Origin of the sequence: Massilia arenae (genome assembly GCF_008014745.1) — a bacterium.
Taxonomy (GTDB): Bacteria; Pseudomonadota; Gammaproteobacteria; order Burkholderiales; family Burkholderiaceae_D; genus Telluria; species Telluria arenae.
The window spans coordinates 133,333-156,616 of sequence record NZ_VPFD01000007.1 but is presented as its reverse complement, the minus strand read 5'-3'; the positions used below and the strand labels follow the sequence as shown (position 1 = coordinate 156,616).

Sequence of the window (23,284 nt, the reverse complement as noted above, 5' to 3'; positions counted from 1 at the left end):
TACCGGGAAGCGATTCCAGCATCGTCCATGAACCAACCAATCTCCCCCGACCGACTGGCGGCGCCAGCCCACCACTGGCACGCCCTGCCGGCCGAAGACGCACTCTCCAGGCTCTCCTCCTCGCCCGAAGGACTCGCACCAGAAGAAGCGGCGCGCCGCGTGGCGCTGCACGGTCCCAACACCCTGCCTACTCCGCCGCGCACACCCGCCATCCTGCGCTTTCTGCTGCAATTCAATAACGCGCTGATCCTGTTCCTGCTCTTCGCCGCGGCGCTGGCCGCCGTGCTCGGGCACTGGGTCGATGCGGCCGTGATCGTCGGCGTGGTCACCGTGAACGCCATCGTCGGCTTCGTCCAGGAAGGCAAGGCGGAGCAAGCCCTCGGCGCCCTGCAGGCCATGCTGGCGCCCAATGCGCGCGTGGTGCGCGCAGGCCAGCACGCGACCGTCCCAGTGGCCACGCTGGCGCCAGGCGACGTGGTGCTGCTCGAAGCGGGCGACCGCGTCCCGGCCGACCTGCGGCTGCTGCGCGCCCGCGCACTATTGATCGACGAAGCGATCCTCACCGGCGAATCGGTGCCCAGCGTCAAGACCGGCCACGCCGTCGATGCCAATGCGGCGCTGGGCGACCGCGAAGGCATGGCGTATTCAGGCACGCTGGTCGCCGCCGGCCAGGGCCTCGGCCTAGTGGTCGCCACCGGCAGCCACACCGAGATCGGCCACATCAGCACCATGCTCGGCAAGGTCGAGCCGCTCACCACGCCCCTGCTACGCCAGATCAACGGCTTCGGGCGGCGCTTCACGGTGCTGTCGATCGCCGTGGCCGCCCTGCTGTTCGCCTATGCGGTCGGCCTGAAAGGAATGGACTGGGTCGAGGCGCTGATGGTGGTGGTGGCGATCGCGGTGGCGCTGGTGCCCGAAGGCCTGCCGGCGGTGATCACCATCACCCTCGCCATCGGCGTGCAGCGCATGGCCGCACGCCACGCCATCGTGCGCCGCCTGCCGGCGGTGGAAACGCTCGGCGCGACCACCGTGATCTGCTCCGACAAGACCGGCACTCTGACCCGCAACGAGATGACGGCCTGCCGCGTGGTGACCGAGGCGGGTAGCATCGGCGTGAGCGGCGCCGGCTATGCGCCGCTGGGCGCGTTCGATCTGCCCGAGGGCGGCGCCGGCCTGCCGGCCAATGCGCGCCGCCTGGTCGAAGCCGGCCTGCTGTGCAACGACGCCCACCTGCACCAGCATGCGGGCGGCTGGCGGGTCGACGGCGATCCGATGGAAGGCGCGCTGGTGGCGCTGGCGATGAAGGCCGGGCTCGAGCCGGACGCCTTGCGCGCCGGCCATCCGCGCGCCGACGAGATCCCGTTCGACGCCCAGCACCGCTTCATGGCCACCCTGCACGGCCTGGCCGACGGCGGCGCCGAGCTGTTCGTCAAGGGCGCGCCGGAGCGCGTGCTGGCCATGAGCGGCAGCCAGCTCGATGCGGCCGGCGCACGGCTGCCGCTGGACGCCGCCTGGTGGGAAGGCCAGATCGCCGCCGCTGCCTCCAGCGGCGAGCGCGTGCTGGGCTTCGCCCTGCGCCGCTTTCAGTACGCGCCGCAGCAGCTGGACTTCGACGCCGTGGACGAGCTGGTGTTCCTGGGCCTGGTCGGCTTCATCGACCCGCCGCGTCCCGAGGCGCTGGCCGCGATCGCCGATTGCCGCAGCGCCGGCATCGCGGTCAAGATGATCACCGGCGACCATGGCGCAACTGCCGCCGCCATCGCCGCGCAACTTGGCCTCGCCGAACAGCCGGTGGTGGCGACCGGCCAGGACGTCGATGCCGTCTCAGACGCCGAACTGCGGACCCTGGCGCGCCGCACCCACGTCTTCGCCCGCACCAATCCCGCCCACAAGCTGCGCGTGGTGCGCGCGCTGCAGGCCGAGGGCGAAGTGGTGGCGATGACGGGCGACGGCGTCAACGACGCCCCGTCGCTCAAGCAGGCCAACGTCGGCATCGCCATGGGCAACAAGGGCACCGAGGCGGCCAAGGAAGCGGCGCAGATCGTGCTGGCCGACGACAACTTCGCCTCCATCGTGGCCGCCGTGAGCGAAGGACGCACTGTCTACGACAACATCCGCAAGGTCATCGCCTGGACCCTGCCCACCAACGGCGGCGAGGTGCTGGCCATCGTCGCGGCAATGGTGCTGGGACTGACCTTGCCGATGACGCCCCCGCAGATCCTCTGGATCAACATGATCCTGACCATCACGCTCGGCCTGGTGCTGGCCTTTGAGCCGGCCGAACCGGGCGTGATGGGGCGCCGGCCGCGCGACCCGCAAGCGCCGCTGCTGTCGCCCTTCATGCTGTGGCGGGTGGCGGCCGTGTCGGTGATGTTCACCGCCGGCGTGTTCGCCGTGATGGCCTGGGCCGAACGCCGCGGGCTGGGCACAGAGGCGGCGCGCACGATGGTCGTCAATATGCTGTGCGTGCTCGAGATTTTTTATCTGTTCAATGTGCGCTACCTGCACATGCGCTCGTTCACCTGGCGCGGCGCGCGCGGCACGCCGGCGGTGCTATGGGCAATCGTGGTCGTGGTGGTGGCGCAACTCGCGTTCACCTACCTGCCGTGGATGCAGGCGCTGTTCGATACCCGCGCCGTGGCGCTGGTCGATGGCGTGGCGATCCTCGGCATCGGGCTGACGTTCATGGTGGTGCTCGAAGTCGAAAAGCTGCTGCTGCGGCGCTGGGGCGTGTTCGCGGAAATCAGCTGACGCCTGCCAGGATCAGCGACACCGGCTTGCCGGTGCGCGGATGCAGCGGCTCGCGCATCTCGACCACGCGCAGCCCGTGCCGCTCGAACAGCGCGATCCAACTCGAGATAGTGCGGAAGTACCAGGGCGGCGCGTCCTGGAATTCAATGCTGAAGCCGGCCCAACTGCCCGCGCGCCAGCCGTCGACATAGGGAGCGTCGCCGCAGGCCATCAAGGGATGGACGGTCTGCACGATCAGCGTTCCACCGGCCCGCAGATACGTCGCCGCGGCGGCGAACAGGCCGTCGACCGCTTCATGTCCGATCAGCGAGAAGTTGGCGATGGCGACGTCGACCGACAAGGCCAGCTCGCCGGCCGCGATCTGTTCATACGACAGCACGCGGAAGTCGCCGCCGCCGGCCGCCCGCGCCTGCTGGACAAGTCCGTCGATCGCATCCACGCCGACCATCTCGACCTCCGGCAGCGCGCGCACCAGCCAGCCTTCGCCGCAGCCGAGATCGACGCCGCTGCGCGGCGCACGCGCGCGCACCGCTTCGACGATGGCGGCGTTGGTCACCAGGGTGCGGCTCTCGATCTCTCCGCTACGCACTGCGCTGGTCCAGGGAGTCGCGTTGCGCGACCAGGATTCGAGGATTGCTGCATCGGTATGACTGGCCATATTCCCTCCTTGACGCCGATTATGCACCAACCGGACGCAGCTCCCCGGAATGGCCGGTCGTGATTTTCGGTGAGCCTTTTTCGTGACCGGCGCGACATAATGCAGGGTCGATTCCGGATGATGCCTGCCCATGCCCCGATCAAGATACGCTTGCCTGATTGCCGTCACCTTCCTCGCCACCGCGGCCAGCGCCACCGACACCACCCGGGTGTTCGTCGAGAACGGCGAGCTGCATTATTCCGGCTACCTGGACGACGACGCCAACGGGCGCCTGTTCGCCCTGTACGACAGCCTGGCCATCAAGCCGACGGTGCTCGCCATCGAGAGCAAGGGCGGCATCGTCGACTTCGGCCTCGACCTCGGTGACTGGGTGTACCGGAAGGGCCTGGACGTCAAGGTAAGCGCGTACTGCCTGTCTTCCTGCGCCAACTACGTGTTCACCGCCGCGCCGCGCAGGACCGTCAGCAACGTGGCCGTCATCGGCTTCCACGGAGGCATCAGCAGCGCGACGTTCAAGCTTGGCGGTGAGCGGAAAGCCGCCTACGATGTCATGACGAAGGAACAGCAGGATGCATTCTGGGCCGACCACCGGAAGGAAACCCAGCCGCTGCTCCAGCGCGAGACCGACTTCTTCAAGAAGATCGGCGTCAGGCAAGACATCACGACGTATGGACAGGCGAGCCGCTTCGACCTGCCCGACATGGACGGATGGACCTTCACCAGGGACGATTTCGCCCGCTTCGGCGTCGATCGCATCGAGGTGATCGACGGCCCATGGCGACCGGCGATGCCCGGCAAGGCCATCAGGATCACCACGATCGAGGTCGACTAGGCGCTGGGCGGCGTCGGCCGACGGCTGGATCGGGTAGACTGGCCGCCGTCGATTCCACGTACCCGCCATCGCCGTCCCATGACATCTCCGCAACGCCTGCCGATCCTGCTCGTCGCCATCACGGCCGCCGCCATCATCTTCGCCTTCATCAAGAAGCCGCCCGAGCAGGACACGCTACCGCCGCCGCTGGTTTCCCTGGAAAAGATGGGCCACCTGGTCTCGCTCAAGATGAACTACGCGGACGTCATCGAATTCACGCAGCCGAAAGCGGTCGACATTCCCTGGTCGCAATGGGAAGTACGGCTGGGCAGCACCCGCGTGCTGCTGGTCGCGCGCGGCGACTGCACAGTGGCGACCGACCTGCGCCAGGCGCGCTACGAAGACATCGACGAGCGTACGCGCACGCTCACCATTGTTCTGCCGCCGCCGACGCCGCTGCAGGCACGCATCAGCCACGAGGCGCGCAACCGGGGCGGTTCCTATTTCTATGCGGTCACCGAGCAGGGCTTACAAGCATTTATCCCTTCCGCCCAGACCCGCACCACGGCGATGAACAATGCGCTGGAGACGGCGCAAAAGGCGGTACAGGCCGCCTGCAGCCAGCCCGCCGTGCTGAACACGGCCAAGGAAAACGCAGCCACAGTCATGCAGGCCACCCTGGCCGCCACCGGCTGGATGCCGACCGTCATATGGGAACCGCTGTCTGCTGCCAAGCCCTGAGCAGGAGAGACCCCGGTGAGTTGTTGGATAATGTCGGATAACCTTCTATCAAGGATTCCGAATGCCAAAGAATCTCACGCTTGCCATCACCTTGCTCACCCTCATCCTGAACGCTGCCGTGCTGTCCCCGGCAGCGGCACAGAAACCCGACAGCCGCGCCGAAGCGGTCAAGATCGTCGCCGACATGCGGCGCCTGGTCATGCCGGGCGCCATCGAGCGTACCGAGGCGGTGCGCATCGGCGGCATCGACCAGTGGATCTCGGTGCGCGGCGTGGACAGGCGTAATCCGGTGCTGCTGATGATCCATGGCGGCCCGGGCTATGTGTCGATGCCCACCAGCTGGTATTTCCAGCGCGGCTGGGAAGATTTCTTCACCGTAGTGCAGTGGGACCAGCGCGGCGCCGGCAAGACCTATGCCGCCAACGATCCGGCCGTCATCGCGCCAACCATGAAGCGCGCGCGCATGGTCGCCGACACTGAGGAAATGGTGCAATGGCTGCGGCGCGAGTTCGGCAAAGAGCGCATCTTCGTGCTCGGCCACTCGTGGGGCAGCTCGCTCGGCATCGAGCTGGCCAGCAAGCACCCGGAGTGGCTGCACGCCTACATCGGCATGGGCCAGGCCACCAACGGGCCTGAAGGCGAACGCCGCGGCCTGCGCTTCGCGCTCGACGCCGCGCGGCGCGACAACAACGCCAAGGCAGTGCAGGAGCTCGAATCGCTCGGCCCCTACGCAACGCCGGGCCGTCCGATCGTGCTCAAGGACCTGTACCTGCAGCGCAAGTGGCTGGGCTACTACGGCGGCGCGGTGCACGGCCGCAAGGACTTCTCCCACGAAGGCGCGGCGGCGCGCCTGGCGCCCGAATACACCGACGCCGACCTGCGCACCATGTGGGAAGGCAACGAATTCTCGCAAGACCACCTGCTGGCCGAAGTCATCTCGACCGACTTCAGCGTTCATAAACGCTTCGACTGCCCGATCATCATCTTCAATGGCCGCTACGACTACAACGTTTCATCGACCGTGACCGCCGAGTGGTTCGAGACCGTGAAGGCGCCGCACAAGAAACTGGTGTGGTTCGAGCACTCGGGCCACGAGATGTTCAATGAAGAGCCGGGCAAGATGCTCGATTCGCTGCTGCGCCATGTGCGGCCGATCGCCGAGAAGGCGGGCGACGTGGCGCCTTGAAGTCGGCCTGCCTGCGCCAGCCGGACGCGCCGGTCGATCGTCAGGACGCGGGCGTCGACTGAAGCAACGCGTCACGCGCGTCCTTGTACTGCCGCGATCCCTTCAGGCGCTCCAGGTAGCGGATTGGCCGCCGCTTGTCCATGCCGATCTCGTAATCAAGGCTGCCGCGCGCACCGCAATAGGCCGCGCAAGTACGCCCGGCATCGGAAGGGACCCGATCGGTCAGTGTCAGCTTGCCGTTCTTCTCTCCAATCTTGAGCACGCACGGCGCATCACCCGCGATCGGCGGCTCTGGATCGCGATACACGAACATGCCATCCTCGAAGCGCGCCATGCCATAAATGCCGCAGGTGTGGCCATTGAAGAAATCGAGGTGCACGCGCACGTAAACATGATCGCGGTCGTACGGGACGATCTCGACGATGTCCTCCGCCTGATAGGACTCCGTTTCGTCCTTGCCCGGCACGATGAATGCGCTCATGAAGCGGTGCTTGTACACGCCAGCAATACGCTCCATCGACTGCACTGCCGGCGAGGCCGGCGTTGCGGCAATGGCTGCGCCGGCAAGGATGGCGCCGGCCAGGAAAAAGCCTGTATATTTCATTTCCAGCCTTGAATCGTAAGTACACGCAACACTTTACAGGACAACGAAAAGCGCACGTACTACTACGTACGCAATCGGCATAGGCATTCGTGTAAAATCGTTTCAGCAGGTTATCGAATAATCGCGTAATAATTCAACTATATAGGTGACAAAACCATGCGAGTCTTCCCGTCCAAAGGAAAATCCCTCGTCTTCGCCCTGGCAGCAACCGTCCTCTCCACCAGCGCCTTCGCCCAGAACTGGCCAACCGGCACCGTGACCGTGGTCGTGCCATGGCCGGCCGGCGGCCCGTCCGACATCGCGGCGCGCCCGCTGGCGAAAGGCCTGACCACCGACCTGAAACAGTCGTTCGTGATCGACAACCGCGGCGGTGGCGGCGGCAATATCGGCAGCGCGGCCGTGACCCGCGCCAAGCCGGACGGCCAGACCCTCCTGATCACCTCCAGCGCACCGATCGTGATCAACCCGAGCCTGTACAAGAAGATGGCCTTCGACCCGGCCAAGGACCTGATCCCGGTCACCAACCTGCTGCGCGCGCCGCTGGTGCTGGTCGCCCACCCATCGGTGCCGGCCAAGAACGTCAAGGAACTGCTGGCCCACATCCAGTCGAAGAAAGGCCAGTTCTCGTACGCGTCGGCCGGCAACGGCACCCCGCAGCACCTGACCGGTGAACTGTTCCGCGGCGTGACCAAGCTCGACATGGTGCACGTGCCGTACAAAGGCTCGGCGCCGGCCATTTCCGACCTGCTGGGCGGCCACATCCCGATCATGTTCGACTCGACCATCGCGATCATGCCGCACATCAAGAGCGGCAAGGTGAAGCCGATCGCCATCTCGGGCAACAAGCGCTCGCCGCTGCTGCCGGACGTGCCGACCTTCGCCGAAGCGGGCCTGAACATCGAGTCCTACGCCTGGTACGGCCTGTTCGTGCCGGCCAAGACCCCGAAAGCCATCGTCGACAAGATCAACGCCGAATCGCAGAAAGTCATGAAGCAGCCTGACTTCCAGCGCGTGCTGGCCGACACCGGCACCGAGTACGTTGGCGATACGCCGGAAAACTTCGCCAAGTTCGTGCAGGCTGAGAGCGCGAAATGGTCGAAGATCGTGAAGGACAGCGGCGCGACCGTCGACTGATCCACACGCTCCTGTAGTACCCAGTAAAACGGGTGACGCGGCATGGCCGGGTCGCCCGTTTTTGCATTTCAAGCCTGCTTCATCGCGACGTGGTGGAAATGCGGCGACGTCAGCCTGACGCCGGCGGCGTCGAACCCGTCCAGCACGTTCTGGTGCAGGTGATTGCGCACCTCGGCCCGGGCGCGCGGGCTGTCGGCCGCCGCGTGCGCGCACAGCCGGTATTCGATATAGAAATCCGATAGCGCCGCCTGCACGATGAAGGGCTTCGGTTCGGCGGCGATGCCTTGCGTCGCGCCGGCCGCCTGTTCGAGCAGCGCGTGCACCGTGCGCCATGGCGTGTCGTAGCCGACCGTGACCTTGACCTCGGTGACGAAACCGTCCTCGATCACGCCGTCGCGCGAGAAGTTACTGGTGGTGTTGGACAGCACCCAGGCGTTGGGCATCAGGACTTCTTCGCCGCTGCCGGTGCGCAGGCGCGTCTCGAACATGCCCATGTCGACCACCGTGCCCTCCTTGTCGCCCACGCGCACGTATTCCCCTTTTCTCAGCGAGCGGGTGTACATCAGGATCAGGCCCGCGGCGCCTTGCGCCACGATGCTCGAGGCGCCGATCGACACCATCAGGCCGGCCAGCACCGTCACGCCCTGGAAGGCCGCCGTGTGCGAGCCGGGCAGGTAGGGATAGGACATCGCCAGCGCGAACAGGGCGATCACGATATTGACCAGGCGCCGGGTCGGCGCCGCCGTGTCCTGGTCCAGCCAGCCCACCTGCAGTTCGCCGCTCTCGACCCGCTTGAACACCGAGGCCGCGGTCAGCATCACCAGGCGCGCCAGCGCGGCGATGACCAGCACCACCAGCAGGCCGGGAATCGCGGCCGCCATCGACTGGCCGATCCCCACCGCCATCTCGATCAGGTAGCCCTTGAGCCACTCGCCCCAGCTGCGGGTGTAGGCGAATTCGCCGAGCAGGAAGCTGATCCAGATATAGGTGGCCAGCAGGCGCAGGCCCCACACCACCGCCATCGTCACCTGGCGCAGGAAGCTCACATACAGGTGGGCGTCGAGCAGGCGAACATTGCGGAAGCTCACCCGCGCCAGGCGCACGCCGAGCAGGCGCTCGAAGCGGCTCTTGACCGCGCTGCGCAGCAGCACCAGCGCGCGCAGCACGAAGACGTAGGCCAGGGTGGCGGCCACGCACAGCGCGGCCGCTTCGACCAGCACGCGCGGGTCGCTCGCCTCGCGCCGCGCCGCCAGCGCGCGCTCCAGCTTGCGCGCGCTGTCGTGCGCAACGTCCTGCGGCGTGTCACCGGCCAGCGCGTTGATGTCGGCCGGCGTCACCAGGAATAGCGGCGCGCCGTCGAGCAGCACCTGGCTGCCCTCGGCCAATCCATTGACCGTGGCGCGTTGCGGCCCCTTGGCCGACAGGGCTTTGTCGAGGCGCCGCTGGGCCGCTTCGAGGCGGTCTTGCGGCGAGTGGCCGGCCAGCGTGGCGCGGAACACGAAGACCTTGCGGGTGGCGACACTGAAGTCGGCGCGCCCTGTTGGCTGGGCCGGCGCGGCCGCAGCCGTGGCCGGCGCGGTCTCGACCTGGGCGGCCCAGACAAAGGAATTCAGCCCCAGCAAGGCAAAAACAAGGAGTGCGCGGATGATCGCCATGGGAAAAACAAAATCGGTAAAAACGAAATGTTACCCCAGAACACTTCCGCTCAGCAGGCAAACCACCTGCTTACAACAGACCGGCACCAAGATCTTGCCGACAAGCTACCGTGTTCCGTGTCTTTTCGATAACGACTAACATCTTCGTTACTACCTGGCTGCGTTGGCAGCCCCACCCCATCGAGGAGCAAGCATGAGTTCGGAAGACCAGAAGCCAGAAGGCGTGACGCCGTCGCGTCGTCGCTTCGTCAACACCCTCAGCACCGTTGCCGCGGGCGTAGCCGCCTCGGCCGCCGCCGTCCCGGCCCTGGCCCAGCAAGCGGCCGGCGGCAACCAGCCGGCGCCGGGCGCCGCGCGCGAAGCGGCCAAGCGCTATCCGCGTCCGCCCTTCCCCAAGCAGGACCAGCCGTGGCCGGCCCTGGCCAGCAAGATGACGCCGCGTCCCGACCACGGTGAAACCACGTATCGCGGCAGCGGCCGCCTGGCGGGACGCAAGGCCCTGATCACCGGCGGCGACTCGGGCATCGGCCGCGCCGCCGCGATCGCCTATGCGCGCGAAGGCGCCGACGTCGCCATCGGCTACCTGCCGGCCGAGGAACCGGACGCGCGCGAGGTCATGCAACTGATCCGCGACGCGGGCCGCAAGGCGGTCGCCATTCCCGGCGACATCCGCGACGAGGCCTTCTGCAAGAAGCTGGTGGAAACGGCGGTGCGCGAACTGGGAGGCCTGGACATCCTGGTCAACAATGCCGCGCGCCAGCAGAACAATAATTCGATCCTCGACATCACCAGCGAGCAGTTCGACTGGACCATCAAGACCAATGTCTATGCGGTGTTCTGGATCAGCAAGGCGGCGATTCCGCACATGTCGGCCGGCAGCGTCATCATCAATACCTCGTCGCAGACGGCTTACGATCCGCCGGAAAAACTGCTCGACTATGCGGCCACCAAGGCCTTCGAGGTGGCGTTCACGAAGTCGCTGGCCAAGCAGATGGCATCGAAGGGCATACGCGTAAATGCGGTGGCGCCGGGGCCGGTGTGGACGCCGCTGCAGCTGGCGGGCGGCAATTCGCCCGAGGGGCGCGAGAAGTTCGGGGAAGATACGCCGATGAAGCGTCCCGGCCAGCCGGCCGAGCTGGCGGCAGTGTTCGTCACGCTGGCGTCGGACGAATCGAGCTATACCACCGGCCACGTGTATGGCGTGGCGGGCGGCGGCGGGCAGCCGTAAGCGTTCACTCTGTTCCGTCCGGCGCTGCCGGGCGGATGGCGATTATCTTCAGCCGCGGCGCAGCAGGCGCGCCAGCAGCGAGGCGAAGGAACGGGTGCGGATCAGTTGGCCCAGCGGGCCGGCGTTGGTGCAACGCGAAATGACAGTCATCTCTAATTCCTCCTAGACATAGCTTGGCAGATTAGCCATGCCAAACGTACTCATCTGTGCGCTGCCTCGCATAAGGCTTCAGCCTGCTCGGCGCTAGCGCGCGCGCCCCGATCCGCCAGCGTCCTATCATGAACTCTTCGTAGTGCGAGGGTCTGCTCCAATCGGGGTGACCGTCGCATTGTTCGCAACGTCAATAGACAAGGAGGAACATATGGGCTACGCAGATCGCGATAAATACGGTATCTACAAGGACAGCAACAATATAGGTCCGGGACCGTCCCTGATGGGCGCCGACACCTTGATCGGCGACAGCGTCGTCAATGCCGCCGAGGAAGACCTGGGCGACATCAAGGAAATCATGCTCGACATGCAGACTGGTCAGGTGGCCTACGCCGTGCTGGCCTTCGGCGGTTTCCTGGGCATGGGAGAAAAACTGTTCGCCGTCCCCTGGCAGGCGCTGCACCTGGACACGGTCAACAAGCGTTTCGTGCTCAACGTCGAGAAAGACCGCCTCAAGACCGCACCGGGCTTCGACAAGGACGCCTGGCCGGATATGAGCGACCTGAGCTGGGCCAGCGGCATCCACAGCTTCTATGGCACCGACCCGAACCGTTCGGGCGCGCCGACCATGGGGCCGGGCGTACCGACGGGCGGCATGGTCGGCGGCGCCGGCACCGGTAGCGCCACCTATGCGGGCGGCGCGATGGGCTCCAGCGTGGGCGTCGGACACGCCGGTTCCAGCAGCCTGGGCGGCGCGGGCGCCGGCATGGGCGATTCGCGGGCCAACCAGGGTCCCGGCCACAGCACCGACCCACGCTCCGGCAACCTGGGCGACGACAAGGATCTGAGCCGCATCCGCGGCAGCAATATCGGCTAGGGCCGCATGAAGGGCGGCGGCGCGACCGCTGTCCTTCGTGTCATCACCCTGCCCCCTCAGCAGAACACGAAATCTTCGTTCGACCGGGGAACCCGGCGCACTACGTCGCGCACCACATACCCTGCCAGTCCGGCCAGGGACACCACCAGTAACCACAATCCAGACATGATCGACTCCTTGTGCACAGCCCGCTTTCGCACAGGTGTGCGAAATCACATTAAAAAAAGGGAGGACGACGCCCTCCCCGGCCCGACCTTATTCCAGGTCGCTGAAACTCCTGTAGGTGGAAATGAGGCGGTTGAACGCCCGCTGTGCCCGCTTTGGCGCGTCTGCGTCGTGCAGGAAGCGGGCGTCGTGCATCACGCCGATCACGAGGCTGTAGATCTCGAACACCAGCTGTTCGGGTTCGGTGTCGGGCCGCAGATGCCCTGCTTCCATCGCCTGCAGCACCGTCTTGCGCAAGGTCGCGCGCCAGCGCAGCACGCCCGCCTCGATGCGTTCGCGCAGCGGATGCGGCATGGGAATGTCGTCGAACTCGAAGGCGCCCGCGGTATAGAGGCAAGAGCCGCGCGCGGTTTCGCCGGCAATCTTCCTGAGCCACAGATTGACCATCGTGGACAGGCGCGGCAAGCCGCGCGACGCGGCCAGCGCAGGCAAGAAGATCTCTTCGGAAAAGCGGCGATCGTACTCGTCCAGCACTGCCGACTGCAGGGCCTCGAGCGAGCCGACGCGCGAGAACACGCCGCTCTTGCTGATGCCGGTACGCTTGGACAGCTCGCCCAGCGACAGCTGGCCGATGCCCTCGGTCGATGCCATCCCGACCGCCGCATCGAGGATGGTGGCGTAGGTGGCTTCGCTTTTGGCCGTGGTATTCATGCAAGTAATTTAGCACATGTGTGCGAAAGCGCAAGGAATTTGTGCTGGCCGGGGGTGATGCAACGGGGCTGGCCGACGACGGTCACTTCAGCCCGCACCCCAAAAACGTCATTCCCGCGCAGGCGGGAATCCAAGTATGCATGCGACGCCACAAGTTCTGAACTTGGTAGCGGCGCATAGGACTTGGATTCCCGCCTCCGCGGGAATGACGTTTACGGGGTGCGGGGCGAAGTGGAAAGTAGCGAGGCGATCCCGCTTAGCGCAACATCGACTCCCACACCTTCTGCAGCCGCTTGGCCGACACCGGCATCGGCGTCCTCAACTCCTGCGCAAACAGCGACACCCGCAGCTCTTCCAGCATCCACCGGAACTCGACCATGCGCGGATCGTTGTTCTTGCCCGCCATATTCTTGAGCGTGCGCTGGAACTGGGCCGCCGCCGTCTGCCATTCGGCCATCAGCTGCGCATCGCGCGACGGATTGCCGCGCAACTTCTCTAGGCGGACGTTGATCGCCTTCAGGTAGCGCGGGAAGTGCGCCAGCTGGCTGTATTCGTTGTCGGCGATAAAACGCTTGTGCACCAGCGCCTGCAGCTGCGCCATGATGTCCGACGACACTGCCGACGGCAGGCTTTGCACGCGCTTGGGCAGGCCGTGGTACTCGCCCAGGATCTGCCCCGCCAGGCGCGCCACCTCGTTGATGAGCAGGCCAATGCGGCCCTTGCCTTGGTCACGGCGTTGGTTGAACGAAGCCGCGTCGACCGGCAGCGGATCCTGCAGGCAGGCGATGTCGATCGCCTTGGCCACGATCTGGTCGCGCAAGTCTTCCTGCGAGCCGATGTTCATGAACTGCATCCCCATGCCCTGCAGACCGGGGATATTCTTCTCGGCGAACTTGAGCTGTTCCTTGAACTGCAGCGCGAACAGGCGGCGCAGGCCCACGCGGTGGGTGCGCGTCGCCACGTTCGGATCGTCGAACACCTCCAGGTCGCAATGCGTGCCCTTGTCGACCAGCGCCGGGAAGCCGATCAGGGTCAGCTTGCCCTGGTTGATCTCCAGCAGCTCCGGCAGCTCGCCGAAGGTCCAGCTGGTGAGGCCCGTGTGCTGGCGGCCCGATGCCGATTCCTGCACAGGCGCGGTAGCCGGCGCGGTCTGCGGCGCGCTGCCTTTGCCTTTGGCGGCAGGTGCCGCGGGCGCGCTCGGTGCAGCCGCCACCGGCCGCGCCGCCTGCGCACGCGCATTGGCCGCGGCCGGCGTCGCTTCCGCCATCTTCTGGAAGCTCTGGCGCGCCTGTCCGCCCAGCTCGGCCTGGAGCGTCGACAGATTGCGCCCCATGTCCAGCTGGCGGCCATGCTCGTCGATGACCTTGAAGTTCATGAACATATGCGCCGGCAGGGTCTCGATCTTGAAGTCGGCGGTCTTCACCCCCACGCCGGTCTGCGCGCGCACGTCCATGATCAGCACGTCGACCAGGTCGCCGCGTCCAAACGCGTTTGCCGCATGGATGCGCTCGACGAACTTGGCCGCATAGTCCGGCAGCGGCACGCAGTGGCGGCGCAGCTTCTGCGGCAGCGATTTGAGCAGCAGGTGCACCTTTTCCTTGATCATCCCCGGCACCAGCCAGGCCGGCCGCGCCGAGGGAATCTGGTTCAGCGCGAACAGCGGCACGGCGAGCGTGACGCCATCGCGCACGCTGCCCGGCTCAAAGTGATACGTCAGGCCCATCTCGATGCCGGTGACGACCATCGTCTTCGGGAACAGCTCGGTGGTGACGCCAGCCGCCTCGTGCCGCATCAGTTCTTCGCGGTTCAGGTACAGCAGCTTCGGATTGTCGCGCGCCAGGTCCTTGTACCACTTCTCGAAGCCGGCGCCATTGACGACGTCGTGCGGGATCTCGTTATCGTAGAAGGCCGCGATCAGCTGGTCGTCGACCAGCACGTCCTGGCGGCGCGACTTGTGCTCGAGGTTCTCGATGTCCTTCACCAGCTTGTGGTTGTGGATATAGAACGGCAGCCGGGTCTCGTAGTCGCCCGCCACCAGCGCGTCGCGGATGAAGATCTCGCGCGCTTCGCGCGGATTGCGCTGGCCGTAGTTGATGCGCCGGCCGCCATAGATGACGATGCCGTACAAGGTCGCGCGTTCGAGCGCCGTGACTTGCGCCTGCTTCTTTTCCCAGCGCGGCTCGCCCCAGGACTTCTTCAGCAGGTGGCCGCCGATCTTCTCCACCCACTCGGGCTGGATCTGGGCGATGGTGCGCGCATACAGGCGCGTGGTCTCGACCAGCTCGGCCGCCATCACCCAGCGTCCCGCCTTCTTGCCAAGCGTCGAGCCGGGCCAGATATGGAACTTGATGCCGCGCGCGCCAAGGTAGACGCCGCCCTGCTCGTCCTCGGACTTGAAACCGATATTGCCGAGCAAACCGGTGAGCAGCGCCAGGTGCAGCTGTTCATAGGTGGCGGGCGACTCGTTCAGGCGCCAGCCCTGCTCGCGCACGATGGTCAACAGCTGCGAGTGCACGTCGCGCCACTCGCGCAGGCGCAGCTGCGACAGGAAGTTGGCGCGGCAGTTGTCCTGCAACTGGCGGTTGGTCTTCTTGTGCGCGATCGCGTCCTCGAACCAGGCCCAGATCTTCAGGTAGCTCAGGAATTCGGACTTCTCGTCCGCAAACTTCTTGTGCTTCTCGTCGGCCTGCTGCTGGTATTCGATCTGGCGGTCGCGCGGGTCTTGCGTCGACAGGGCCGAGGCCACGATCAGCATCTCGGTCAGGCACTGATTGTCGAGCGCGGCCAGCATCATGCGGCCCACGCGCGGGTCGAGTGGCAGCTTGGCCAGCTTGCGGCCCAGCGGCGTCAGGTCATTGTTATCGTCGACCGCGCCGACTTCCTGCAGCAGCTGGTAGCCGTCGGCGATCGCGCGGCCCTGCGGCGCCTCGATGAAGGGGAAGGTCTCGACATCGGCCAGGCGCAGGGACTTCATACGCAGGATGACGGCCGCCAGCGACGAACGCAGGATCTCCGGTTCGGTGAACTTGGGGCGCTTCTGAAAATCGTCTTCTTCGAACAGGCGGATGCAGACGCCGTCGGCCACGCGGCCGCAACGGCCAGCGCGCTGGTTGGCCGCCGATTGCGCGACCGGTTCGACCTGCAGCTGCTCGACCTTGTTCCTGAAGCTGTAACGTTTTACGCGCGCCAGGCCGGTATCGACCACATAGCGGATACCCGGCACGGTCAGCGAGGTCTCGGCCACGTTGGTGGCCAGGACGATGCGGCGCGCGTTGCCGCTCGGGCGGAACACGCGGTCCTGCTCCTCCACCGACAGGCGGGCGAACAGCGGCAGGATGTCGACGTGCGGCGGGTGGTGCTTGCGCAGCGCCTCGGCGCAGTCGCGGATTTCGCGCTCGCCCGGCAGGAACACCAGCACGTCGCCCGAGCCGATGCGGCACAGCTCATCGACGGCATCGACCACGCCATCCATCAGGTCGCGCTTTTCACGCGCGGCCTGGGCTTTCGGCAAGGGCTTGCTAGCGTCGCTCGGCACGCCCGGGGCTACCGGGTCGCGGTCGATCGGACGATAGCGCACCTCGACCTTGTACAGGCGGCCCGAGACCTCGATCACCGGCGCCGGCTTGTCGTTCGCGGCGAAGTGGCGCGCGAAGCGCTCGGCGTCGATGGTCGCCGAAGTGATGATCACTTTCAGGTCCGGACGGCGCGGCAGCAGCTGCTTGAGGTAGCCGAGCAGGAAGTCGATGTTCAGGCTGCGTTCGTGCGCCTCGTCGATGATGATCGTGTCGTAGTTGCGCAGCAGCGGATCGGTCTGCGTCTCTGCCAGCAGGATACCGTCGGTCATCAGCTTGACCGAGGCGCCCTTCTGCAAGGTGTCGTTGAAACGCACCTTGAAGCCGACGTGTTCGCCCAGCGGAGAGCCAATCTCTTGCGCGATGCGCTTGGCGGTCGACGACGCCGCGATCCGGCGCGGCTGGGTGTGGCCGATCAGGCCCTTGCTGCCGCGGCCCAGTTCCAGGCAGATCTTCGGCAGCTGGGTGGTCTTGCCCGAACCGGTCTCGCCCGACACGATGACCACCTGGTTTTCTGCGATGGCCTTCGCGATCTCGGCGCGGCGGCCGGAGACCGGCAGGTCTTCAGGGAACGTAATCGGCGGCAGGGGATTGCGCACGACCGGCGTTTCTTCGCGCGGCGCGCGCTCCTGGCGCGGGCGTGGCTCGCCCTGCGGCCGGCGCTGGCGGCGGTCGGCCGAGGGTGCGGTGGCGTTGGTGGCGGTGGCGCTTGCTTCGCGCGCCGGCTGTTGCGAAGGCTTGTTACTCTGTTCAGACATTGATTTTTACAAGGATTTGGTGCGCACAACGCGCAGCGAATTATAATGCGGCAAATGGAAACTCCTACCCAATTCGTCCAGTGGCTGCGCTCGGTCGCGCCGTATATTCACGCCTTCGGTGGCAAGACCTTCGTGGTCGCCTTCCCGGGCGAACTGGTGGCCGCCGGCGCCCTGCCGGTGCTGGCGCAAGATCTGTCCCTGCTGGTCGGCCTCGGCATCCGCATCGTGCTGGTGCACGGTTCGCGGCCGCAGGTGGCCGAGCAGCTGGCGTTGCGTAACGTCGAGGGGCGCTTCCACAACGGCGTGCGCGTCACCGACACCGCCGCGCTGGAATGCGCCAAGGAAGCCGCCGGCGAGCTGCGCCTCGACATCGAGGCCGCCTTCAGCCAGGGCCTGCCCAACACGCCGATGTCGAACGCCCAGATCAGCATCGTCTCGGGCAACTTCGTGGTCGCCCGCCCGCTGGGCGTGATCGACGGCGTCGACTTCGAGCTCACCGGCGTGACCCGCAAGATCGCCGCCGAGAAGATCCACCCAATCCTGCAGACCGAAGACAACCTGGTGCTGCTGTCGCCGCTGGGCTTCTCGCCGACCGGCGAGATCTTCAACCTGACGATGGAAGACGTGGCCGCGTCGGCCGCGATCGCCCTGCACGCCGACAAGCTGATCTTCATCACCGAATCGCCGATGCTGCAGGACGCCGGCGGCGCCGAGCTGCGCGAATTGTCGTCGCACATGGCCGAAGCGGTGCTGCAGGCGGGCTTCCTGTCCGATTCCGCCGCCTTCTACATGCAGCACGCGATCAAGGCCTGCAATGCCGGCGTCGACCGCGCCCACATCATCCCTTACGAGATGGATGGCTCGGCCCTGCTCGAGGTGTTCACCCACGACGGCGTGGGCACCATGATCAGCCACGAGAACCTGGAAAGCCTGCGCCAGGCCACAATTGAGGACGTCGGCGGAATTATCAAGCTCATTGAGCCACTCGAGGCCGATGGCACCCTGGTCTACCGCGGCCGCGAGCTGATCGAGCGCGAGATCGACCAGTTCTCGGTGATCGACCACGATGGCGTGATCTTCGGCTGCGCGGCGCTGTATCCCTTCCCCGAATCGAAGATGGGCGAGATGGCCTGCCTGACGGTGAGCCAGGACGCCCAGACCCAGGGCGACGGCGAGCGCATCCTCAAGCACATGGAAAACCGCGCCCGCGCGGCCGGCCTCACGAAACTGTTCGTGCTGACCACGCGCACTTCGCACTGGTTCAAGAAGCGCGGCTTCGTGCCGGCCACCGTGGACGATCTGCCAAAAGACCGGCAGCACATGTACAACTGGCAGCGCCGGTCACAGGTACTGATCAAGACCTTATAATAGCGGTCTTACCCGACAAAACGCACAACAGGAGTACACAATGGCCCGCACCATCCACTGCATCAAACTGAACAAGGAAGCCGAAGGCCTGGACTTCCCGCCGGTCCCAGGCGAGATGGGCAAGAAGCTGTACATGTCGGTCTCGAAAGAGGCATGGCAGGGATGGCTCAAGCATCAAACGATGCTGATCAACGAAAACCGCCTGAACCTGGCCGACGACCGCGCGCGCAAATACCTGGCGACGCAGATGGAGAAGCATTTCTTCGGTGAAGGCGCCGATCAGGCGATGGGTTACGTGCCGCCACCGGCGTAATCAGTCCAGCACCACTGCAGCAAACACGTCATTCCCGCAGCCTATAAACGTCATTCCCGCGAAGGCGGGAATCCAAGTCATCCGCAGACCACTTGATTCAATCGTAGTGGCACGCTGGCACACTTGGATTCCCGCCTTCGCGGGAATGACGCTTTTGGGCCGCGGGTTGACGTTTTTGGGCCGCGGATTTACATCTTGCGACACTGCCGCAATTCGCAGCGCGCCATGAATACCTTGCCATCCTGGCACTGCATTCGGTAGACCTCGATCGGCCCCGGCTCCGTGATCAGGCTGGCGCCCTGCTCGCTGGCGCAGGCCTGCGCCTTGGCCAGCTGCTCGACCGTGGTCGACGACACGCCAACCTTGAACGGCACGCGCTGGATCTCGACCACGTCGGGCGATGCGACCACCGTCGACTCCGACAAATCCACCCCACTGCCAACCACCGAACACCCGCCCAGCAGGACGGCCGCAAGCAGCGGTACCAGCGCGTATTTCATGGCCGGCCTCCCGATCAGAGCGACAGGGTCTTGACGCCTTCGGCCGTGCCGAGCAGGCAGACGTTGGCGCCGGCCTTGGCGAACAGGCCCACGGCGATCACGCCGGTGATCTGGTTGATCTGTTCTTCCAGCGCTACCGGATCGGTGATCGACAGGCCTGCCACGTCGATCAGCTCACCGCCGTTGTCGGTGATGAAAGGCTGGTCGGTGCCGGCCTTGAGGCGCAGCTTCGGCTGGCCGCCGAGCGCCGCCAGCTTGCGCATCACGACGGCGCGCGCCATCGGGATCACTTCGACCGGCAGCGGGAATTTACCCAGCGTGTCGACAAGCTTCGAGCCGTCGGCGATGCAGACGAACTTCTTCGACACCGAGGCCACGATCTTCTCGCGCGTGAGCGCCGCGCCGCCGCCCTTGATCATCGCGCCCTGCGCGTCGATCTCGTCGGCGCCGTCGATGTAGACGGCCATCGACTCGACTTCGTTCAGGTCGAACACCGGGATGCCGTGGCCGCGCAGGCGGGCGGCGGTGGCTTCGGACGAGGCCACGGTGCCCTTGATGCGGTCCTTGATCTTGGCCAGTTCGTCGATGAAGAAGTTGGCGGTCGAGCCGGTGCCGACGCCGATGATTTCACCGTCGACAACGTAATCGATGGCGGCGCGCGCCACTGCTTGTTTCAGTTCGTCTTGAGTCATGATGCGGTTGATAGAGGAAAGGGAATACGCCATTTTAGCGGATTACACAACACGTCATCCCCGCGAAGGCGGGGACCTAAGTTTTTTACCTCATGCCACGATCATGCAATCTGCATTTGCTAATCTTTTACCAAGGCATCACACTCGATGCTTTATTTGCCGTTCGTTTGCCTGGAACCAATGAAAATCTTTACCAAGAAACGCATCGTCATCGCCACCGCCATCCTCGTCGCCGTCGCGACGGCCGCGGTGCTGCTCAAGCCCAAGGACAACGTCGTTCCGCCGTCGAAGTACCGCAGCACGGCGGTCGACCGCGGCGCCATCAACCAGACCGTGACCGCCACCGGCACCATCAATCCGGTAGCCCTGATCAACGTCGGTTCGCAGGTCTCGGGCACCGTGGCCGAGCTGCACGCCGACTTCAACGACCGCGTGAAAAAGGGCCAGGTGCTGCTCAAGCTCGAGCCGACCATCTTCAATGCCCAGGTGGCGCAGGCCGACGCCAGCATCGCCTCGGCGCGCGCCAACCTGCAGCTGGCCCAGGCCACCTACAAGCGTAACGAGCAGCTGGTGGCGCAGAACTTCGTCTCCAGCCTGGCGCTCGACCAGTCGCGGCGCGAGATGGACGTCGCCGCCGCCAACCTCAAGCTGGCACAAGCCCAGTTCGAGCGCGCGCGGGCAGACCTCAACAACAGCGTGATCCGCTCGCCGATCGACGGCGTGGTGATCAAGCGCACCATCGACCTGGGCCAGACCGTGGCGGCGTCGTTCAACACGCCGAACCTGTTCCAGATCGCGAACGACCTGACCAAGATGCAGATCGATACCAGCGTGTCGGAAGCCGACGTCGGCCTGCTCAAGGATGGCTTGCCGGCGCGCTTCGTGGTCGACGCCTATCCCGACCGCGAATTCAACGCCACCATGCGCCAGTTCCGCCTGGCGCCGAACGTGGTGCAGAACGTCGTCACCTATAACGTCGTGCTCGACGTCGACAACACCGACGAGCTGCTCAAGCCCGGCATGACGGCCCAGGTGCGCCTGGTGGTGGCGAACCGCCCCGACGTGCTGCGCATCCCGACCACGGCGCTGCGCTTCCGTCTGTCCGAAGAAGAGCAGGCGGCCGAGAAGAAGCGCGAAGAAGAAAAGAACAAGGGTGCGGGCAAGGAAATCAAGCAGGTCGCCGCCAGGCCGGCGCCAGCTCCGGCCGCGGCCATCGACGACGTCGCCTTCCGCAGCGAAAGCGAGACCGCGCGCATGTTCAAGATTTATAAACTTGACGCGATGAACCAGCCGCAGCCAGTGGATATCCGCGCCGGCCTGTCCAACTTCCGCTACACAGAGGTACTGTCGGGCGACCTGAAGCCGGGCGACCGCGTGGTGACGCGTGCGCTGGCCCAGCCGGAGAATCAATGAGCGGGCCGCTGATCGACATCCACGGCGTCACCAAGACCTACGTCAGCGGCAGCGTCGAGACGCCGGTGCTGCACGGCGTCGACATGACGGTCGCGCGTGGCGACTTCGTGTCCATCATGGGCGCCTCCGGCTCCGGCAAGTCGACCCTGATGAACATCCTCGGCTGCCTGGACCAGGCCACCGGCGGGACTTACCTGCTCGACGGCGTCGACACCCGCACGCTCGACCGCCCCGCCCTGGCCGACATCCGCAACCGCAAGATCGGCTTCGTGTTCCAGAGCTTTAACCTTATCAAGCGCATGAACCTGGCCGAGAACGTCGCCCTGCCCCTGATCTACGGCGGCGTCTCGCGCGGCAAGGCGCATGCGCGCGCGCTGGCGGAACTGGAGCGGGTCGGCCTGGGCAATCTTGCAGGCCGCACGCCCAACCAGCTGTCGGGCGGCCAGCAGCAGCGCGTCGCCATCGCCCGCGCGCTGGCGACCGATCCGCCGCTGCTGCTGGCCGACGAGCCCACCGGCAACCTCGACACGCAGACCAGCGACGACATCATGAACAGCTTCGCCCAACTGAACCGCGAGCGCGGCATCACCATCGTGCTGGTAACCCACGAGCCCGACATCGCTGCCTGCAGCCGCCGCCTGGTGCGCCTGAAGGATGGGCGGGTGCTGTACGACGGCCCCGCCGCCGAGGGCCTGCGCCAGTTCGCGCCCATGGGGGCGGGAGTCGCGTCATGAATCCGATCCAGATCCTGATCGAGTCGTTCCGCTCGATGGCCGCCAACCGCCTGCGCACGGCGCTGACCATGCTCGGCATCGTGATCGGCATCGCCTCGGTGGTGCTGCTGCTGGCGCTGGGCGACAGCATGCAGCGCTTCATCGGCAAGCAGCTGCAGATGCTGGGCACGAATATGGTCTACATCATGCCGGGCGGCGACCGCACGGCGGCGCAACGCGCGCGAGAAGGCAAGGTGGCGGTGCTGACCCAGGGCGATGCCGAGGCGCTGAACGCCCTGCCCAGCCTGACCGGGGCCGCACCCGCGCTGCAGGGCAACTTCAAGGTCAGCGCCGGCAACGAGAACCTGAGCAGCACCGTGCTCGGCGTGACCCCGGACATGTTCACGATCCGCAACTGGCGGGTCGACCAGGGCACGCTGTTCGGCGAGGCCGACGTGCGGGCCAGCGCGCGGCTGGCGGTGATCGGCCAGAAGGTGGCCGACCAGTTCTTCTACCGCGCCGACCCGCTCGGGCGCTACCTGCGCATCGAGAACGTGTCGTTCCAGGTGATCGGCGTGCTGGCCGGCGAAGGCCGGCAGCCCGACGGCACCGACCTGGCGGAACAGATCGTGGTGCCGATCACGGCGGCCAGCGCCCACCTGGTCAAGTCGCCGTTCCCGCAGAACGTCCACTACATCAATGCCCAGGGCCGGCCTGACGGCTCGATGGTCGACGCCATCGAGGACATCAAGGAAGTGATGCGCGACCGCCACCGGATCCGGGTCGACGATCCGGACGACTTCAGGGTGCAGAACCTGAACACGATCGCCGAGACGGCCAACAAGATCACCACGGGTCTCGCGCTGCTGCTCGGCCTGATCGGCGCGATCTCCCTGCTGGTGGGCGGGATCGGGATCATGAACATCATGCTGGTGTCGGTGACCGAGCGCACGCGCGAGATCGGCATCCGCATGGCGATCGGGGCCCGGCCGAATGCCGTGCTGCTGCAGTTCCTGGCCGAGGCGGTGGTGATCTGCCTGGCCGGTGGACTGGTCGGGATCGCGATCGCGGCGGGCGGCGCGGCGCTGATCACGAAGTTCGGCGGCGGCGACTTCGAGGTGTATCTCACCATGTCGGGCATCCTGGTGGCGTGCGGGTTCTCGACGGCGGTGGGGGTATTCTTCGGCTTTTATCCGGCGCGGCGGGCGTCAAGGCTGCTGCCGGTGGATTGCCTGCGTTATGAATAAATAGGCCGCTACGAACCAAGCTCTCGAGGAGAACAAG

19 protein-coding genes are annotated in these 23,284 nt (G+C 65.8%); 12 read left to right on the top strand and 7 right to left on the bottom strand.

The window, feature by feature from the left end:
• Positions 1 to 27: 27 nt before the first annotated feature.
• Positions 28 to 2,751 carry an HAD-IC family P-type ATPase gene (locus FVD38_RS08895; RefSeq protein WP_147934479.1) on the top strand — a complete coding sequence of 908 codons (2,724 nt, stop codon included), beginning with the start codon at positions 28 to 30 and terminating at the stop codon, positions 2,749 to 2,751.
• Here the strand turns inward: FVD38_RS08895 and FVD38_RS08890 are convergent.
• On the bottom strand, positions 2,744 to 3,409 hold the full coding sequence (locus tag FVD38_RS08890; protein WP_147934478.1) for a class I SAM-dependent methyltransferase: 666 nt from the start codon (positions 3,407 to 3,409) through the stop codon (positions 2,744 to 2,746). The genes FVD38_RS08895 and FVD38_RS08890 overlap by 8 nt on opposite strands.
• A gap of 130 nt (positions 3,410 to 3,539) precedes the next feature.
• On the opposite strand from FVD38_RS08890, the gene FVD38_RS08885 reads away from it, so the two are divergent.
• The 3 genes from FVD38_RS08885 to FVD38_RS08875 all read left to right on the top strand — a co-directional run bounded on the left by FVD38_RS08885 (position 3,540) and on the right by FVD38_RS08875 (position 6,147).
• A complete protein-coding gene (locus FVD38_RS08885) occupies positions 3,540 to 4,241 on the top strand; it encodes a hypothetical protein (protein ID WP_147934477.1) in 702 nt (233 codons plus the stop codon).
• A 78-nt stretch (positions 4,242 to 4,319) separates the two neighbouring features.
• Entirely contained in the window at positions 4,320 to 4,961 is a 642-nt protein-coding gene (locus FVD38_RS08880; protein ID WP_147934476.1) for a DUF4230 domain-containing protein, read from the top strand.
• A 61-nt stretch (positions 4,962 to 5,022) separates the two neighbouring features.
• Positions 5,023 to 6,147: an alpha/beta fold hydrolase gene (locus FVD38_RS08875; protein WP_147934475.1), complete on the top strand. Its 1,125-nt coding sequence runs from the start codon at positions 5,023 to 5,025 to the stop codon at positions 6,145 to 6,147.
• Positions 6,148 to 6,187: 40 nt separating this feature from the next.
• On the opposite strand, the gene FVD38_RS08870 is transcribed toward FVD38_RS08875, so the two are convergent.
• Positions 6,188 to 6,751: a hypothetical protein gene (locus FVD38_RS08870; protein ID WP_147934474.1), complete on the bottom strand. Its 564-nt coding sequence runs from the start codon at positions 6,749 to 6,751 to the stop codon at positions 6,188 to 6,190.
• A 156-nt stretch (positions 6,752 to 6,907) separates the two neighbouring features.
• Here FVD38_RS08870 and FVD38_RS08865 point away from each other — a divergent pair, with 156 nt between their 5' ends.
• Positions 6,908 to 7,885, top strand: a complete 978-nt coding sequence (locus FVD38_RS08865; protein ID WP_123070935.1) for a Bug family tripartite tricarboxylate transporter substrate binding protein — start codon at positions 6,908 to 6,910, stop codon at positions 7,883 to 7,885.
• A 68-nt stretch (positions 7,886 to 7,953) separates the two neighbouring features.
• Here the strand turns inward: FVD38_RS08865 and FVD38_RS08860 are convergent, their stop codons facing one another.
• On the bottom strand, positions 7,954 to 9,540 hold the full coding sequence (locus FVD38_RS08860) for a mechanosensitive ion channel family protein (protein WP_147934473.1): 1,587 nt from the start codon (positions 9,538 to 9,540) through the stop codon (positions 7,954 to 7,956).
• A gap of 193 nt (positions 9,541 to 9,733) precedes the next feature.
• On the opposite strand from FVD38_RS08860, the gene FVD38_RS08855 reads away from it, so the two are divergent.
• Together FVD38_RS08855 and FVD38_RS08850 are read left to right on the top strand one after the other, a co-directional pair.
• On the top strand, positions 9,734 to 10,768 hold the full coding sequence (locus FVD38_RS08855; RefSeq protein WP_147934472.1) for an SDR family oxidoreductase: 1,035 nt from the start codon (positions 9,734 to 9,736) through the stop codon (positions 10,766 to 10,768).
• A gap of 361 nt (positions 10,769 to 11,129) precedes the next feature.
• Complete coding sequence (locus FVD38_RS08850; RefSeq protein ID WP_147934471.1) at positions 11,130 to 11,795, top strand: PRC-barrel domain-containing protein; 666 nt, start codon at positions 11,130 to 11,132, stop codon at positions 11,793 to 11,795.
• A 255-nt stretch (positions 11,796 to 12,050) separates the two neighbouring features.
• Here FVD38_RS08850 and FVD38_RS08845 read toward each other — a convergent pair whose 3' ends face one another.
• Together FVD38_RS08845 and hrpA are read right to left on the bottom strand one after the other, a co-directional pair.
• On the bottom strand, positions 12,051 to 12,671 hold the full coding sequence (locus tag FVD38_RS08845; protein WP_147934470.1) for a TetR/AcrR family transcriptional regulator: 621 nt from the start codon (positions 12,669 to 12,671) through the stop codon (positions 12,051 to 12,053).
• A 256-nt stretch (positions 12,672 to 12,927) separates the two neighbouring features.
• Entirely contained in the window at positions 12,928 to 17,001 is a 4,074-nt protein-coding gene (hrpA, locus tag FVD38_RS08840; protein WP_147934469.1) for an ATP-dependent RNA helicase HrpA, read from the bottom strand.
• 54 nt (positions 17,002 to 17,055) lie between these two features.
• Here hrpA and argA point away from each other — a divergent pair, with 54 nt between their 5' ends.
• Positions 17,056 to 18,369, top strand: a complete 1,314-nt coding sequence (gene argA, locus FVD38_RS08835; RefSeq protein ID WP_147934468.1) for an amino-acid N-acetyltransferase — start codon at positions 17,056 to 17,058, stop codon at positions 18,367 to 18,369.
• Between the two features lie 40 nt (positions 18,370 to 18,409).
• Complete coding sequence (locus tag FVD38_RS08830) at positions 18,410 to 18,682, top strand: oxidative damage protection protein (protein ID WP_123071474.1); 273 nt, start codon at positions 18,410 to 18,412, stop codon at positions 18,680 to 18,682.
• Between the two features lie 188 nt (positions 18,683 to 18,870).
• Here the strand turns inward: FVD38_RS08830 and FVD38_RS08825 are convergent, their stop codons facing one another.
• Positions 18,871 to 19,182: a hypothetical protein gene (locus FVD38_RS08825; RefSeq protein WP_147934467.1), complete on the bottom strand. Its 312-nt coding sequence runs from the start codon at positions 19,180 to 19,182 to the stop codon at positions 18,871 to 18,873.
• Positions 19,183 to 19,196: 14 nt separating this feature from the next.
• On the bottom strand, positions 19,197 to 19,874 hold the full coding sequence (gene rpiA / locus FVD38_RS08820) for a ribose-5-phosphate isomerase RpiA (RefSeq protein ID WP_147934466.1): 678 nt from the start codon (positions 19,872 to 19,874) through the stop codon (positions 19,197 to 19,199).
• A gap of 180 nt (positions 19,875 to 20,054) precedes the next feature.
• On the opposite strand from rpiA, the gene FVD38_RS08815 reads away from it, so the two are divergent.
• From FVD38_RS08815 to FVD38_RS08805, 3 genes are read left to right on the top strand one after another with little or no spacing between them, the layout of a single operon-like run.
• Complete coding sequence (locus FVD38_RS08815) at positions 20,055 to 21,287, top strand: efflux RND transporter periplasmic adaptor subunit (RefSeq protein WP_147934465.1); 1,233 nt, start codon at positions 20,055 to 20,057, stop codon at positions 21,285 to 21,287.
• Positions 21,284 to 22,021, top strand: coding sequence for an ABC transporter ATP-binding protein (locus FVD38_RS08810; RefSeq protein ID WP_147934464.1), 738 nt, complete (start codon positions 21,284 to 21,286; stop codon positions 22,019 to 22,021). Before FVD38_RS08815 ends, FVD38_RS08810 begins: the two co-directional genes overlap by 4 nt.
• Positions 22,018 to 23,247, top strand: a complete 1,230-nt coding sequence (locus tag FVD38_RS08805) for an ABC transporter permease (protein WP_229493532.1) — start codon at positions 22,018 to 22,020, stop codon at positions 23,245 to 23,247. Before FVD38_RS08810 ends, FVD38_RS08805 begins: the two co-directional genes overlap by 4 nt.
• The last annotated feature ends 37 nt before the right edge of the window (positions 23,248 to 23,284 follow it).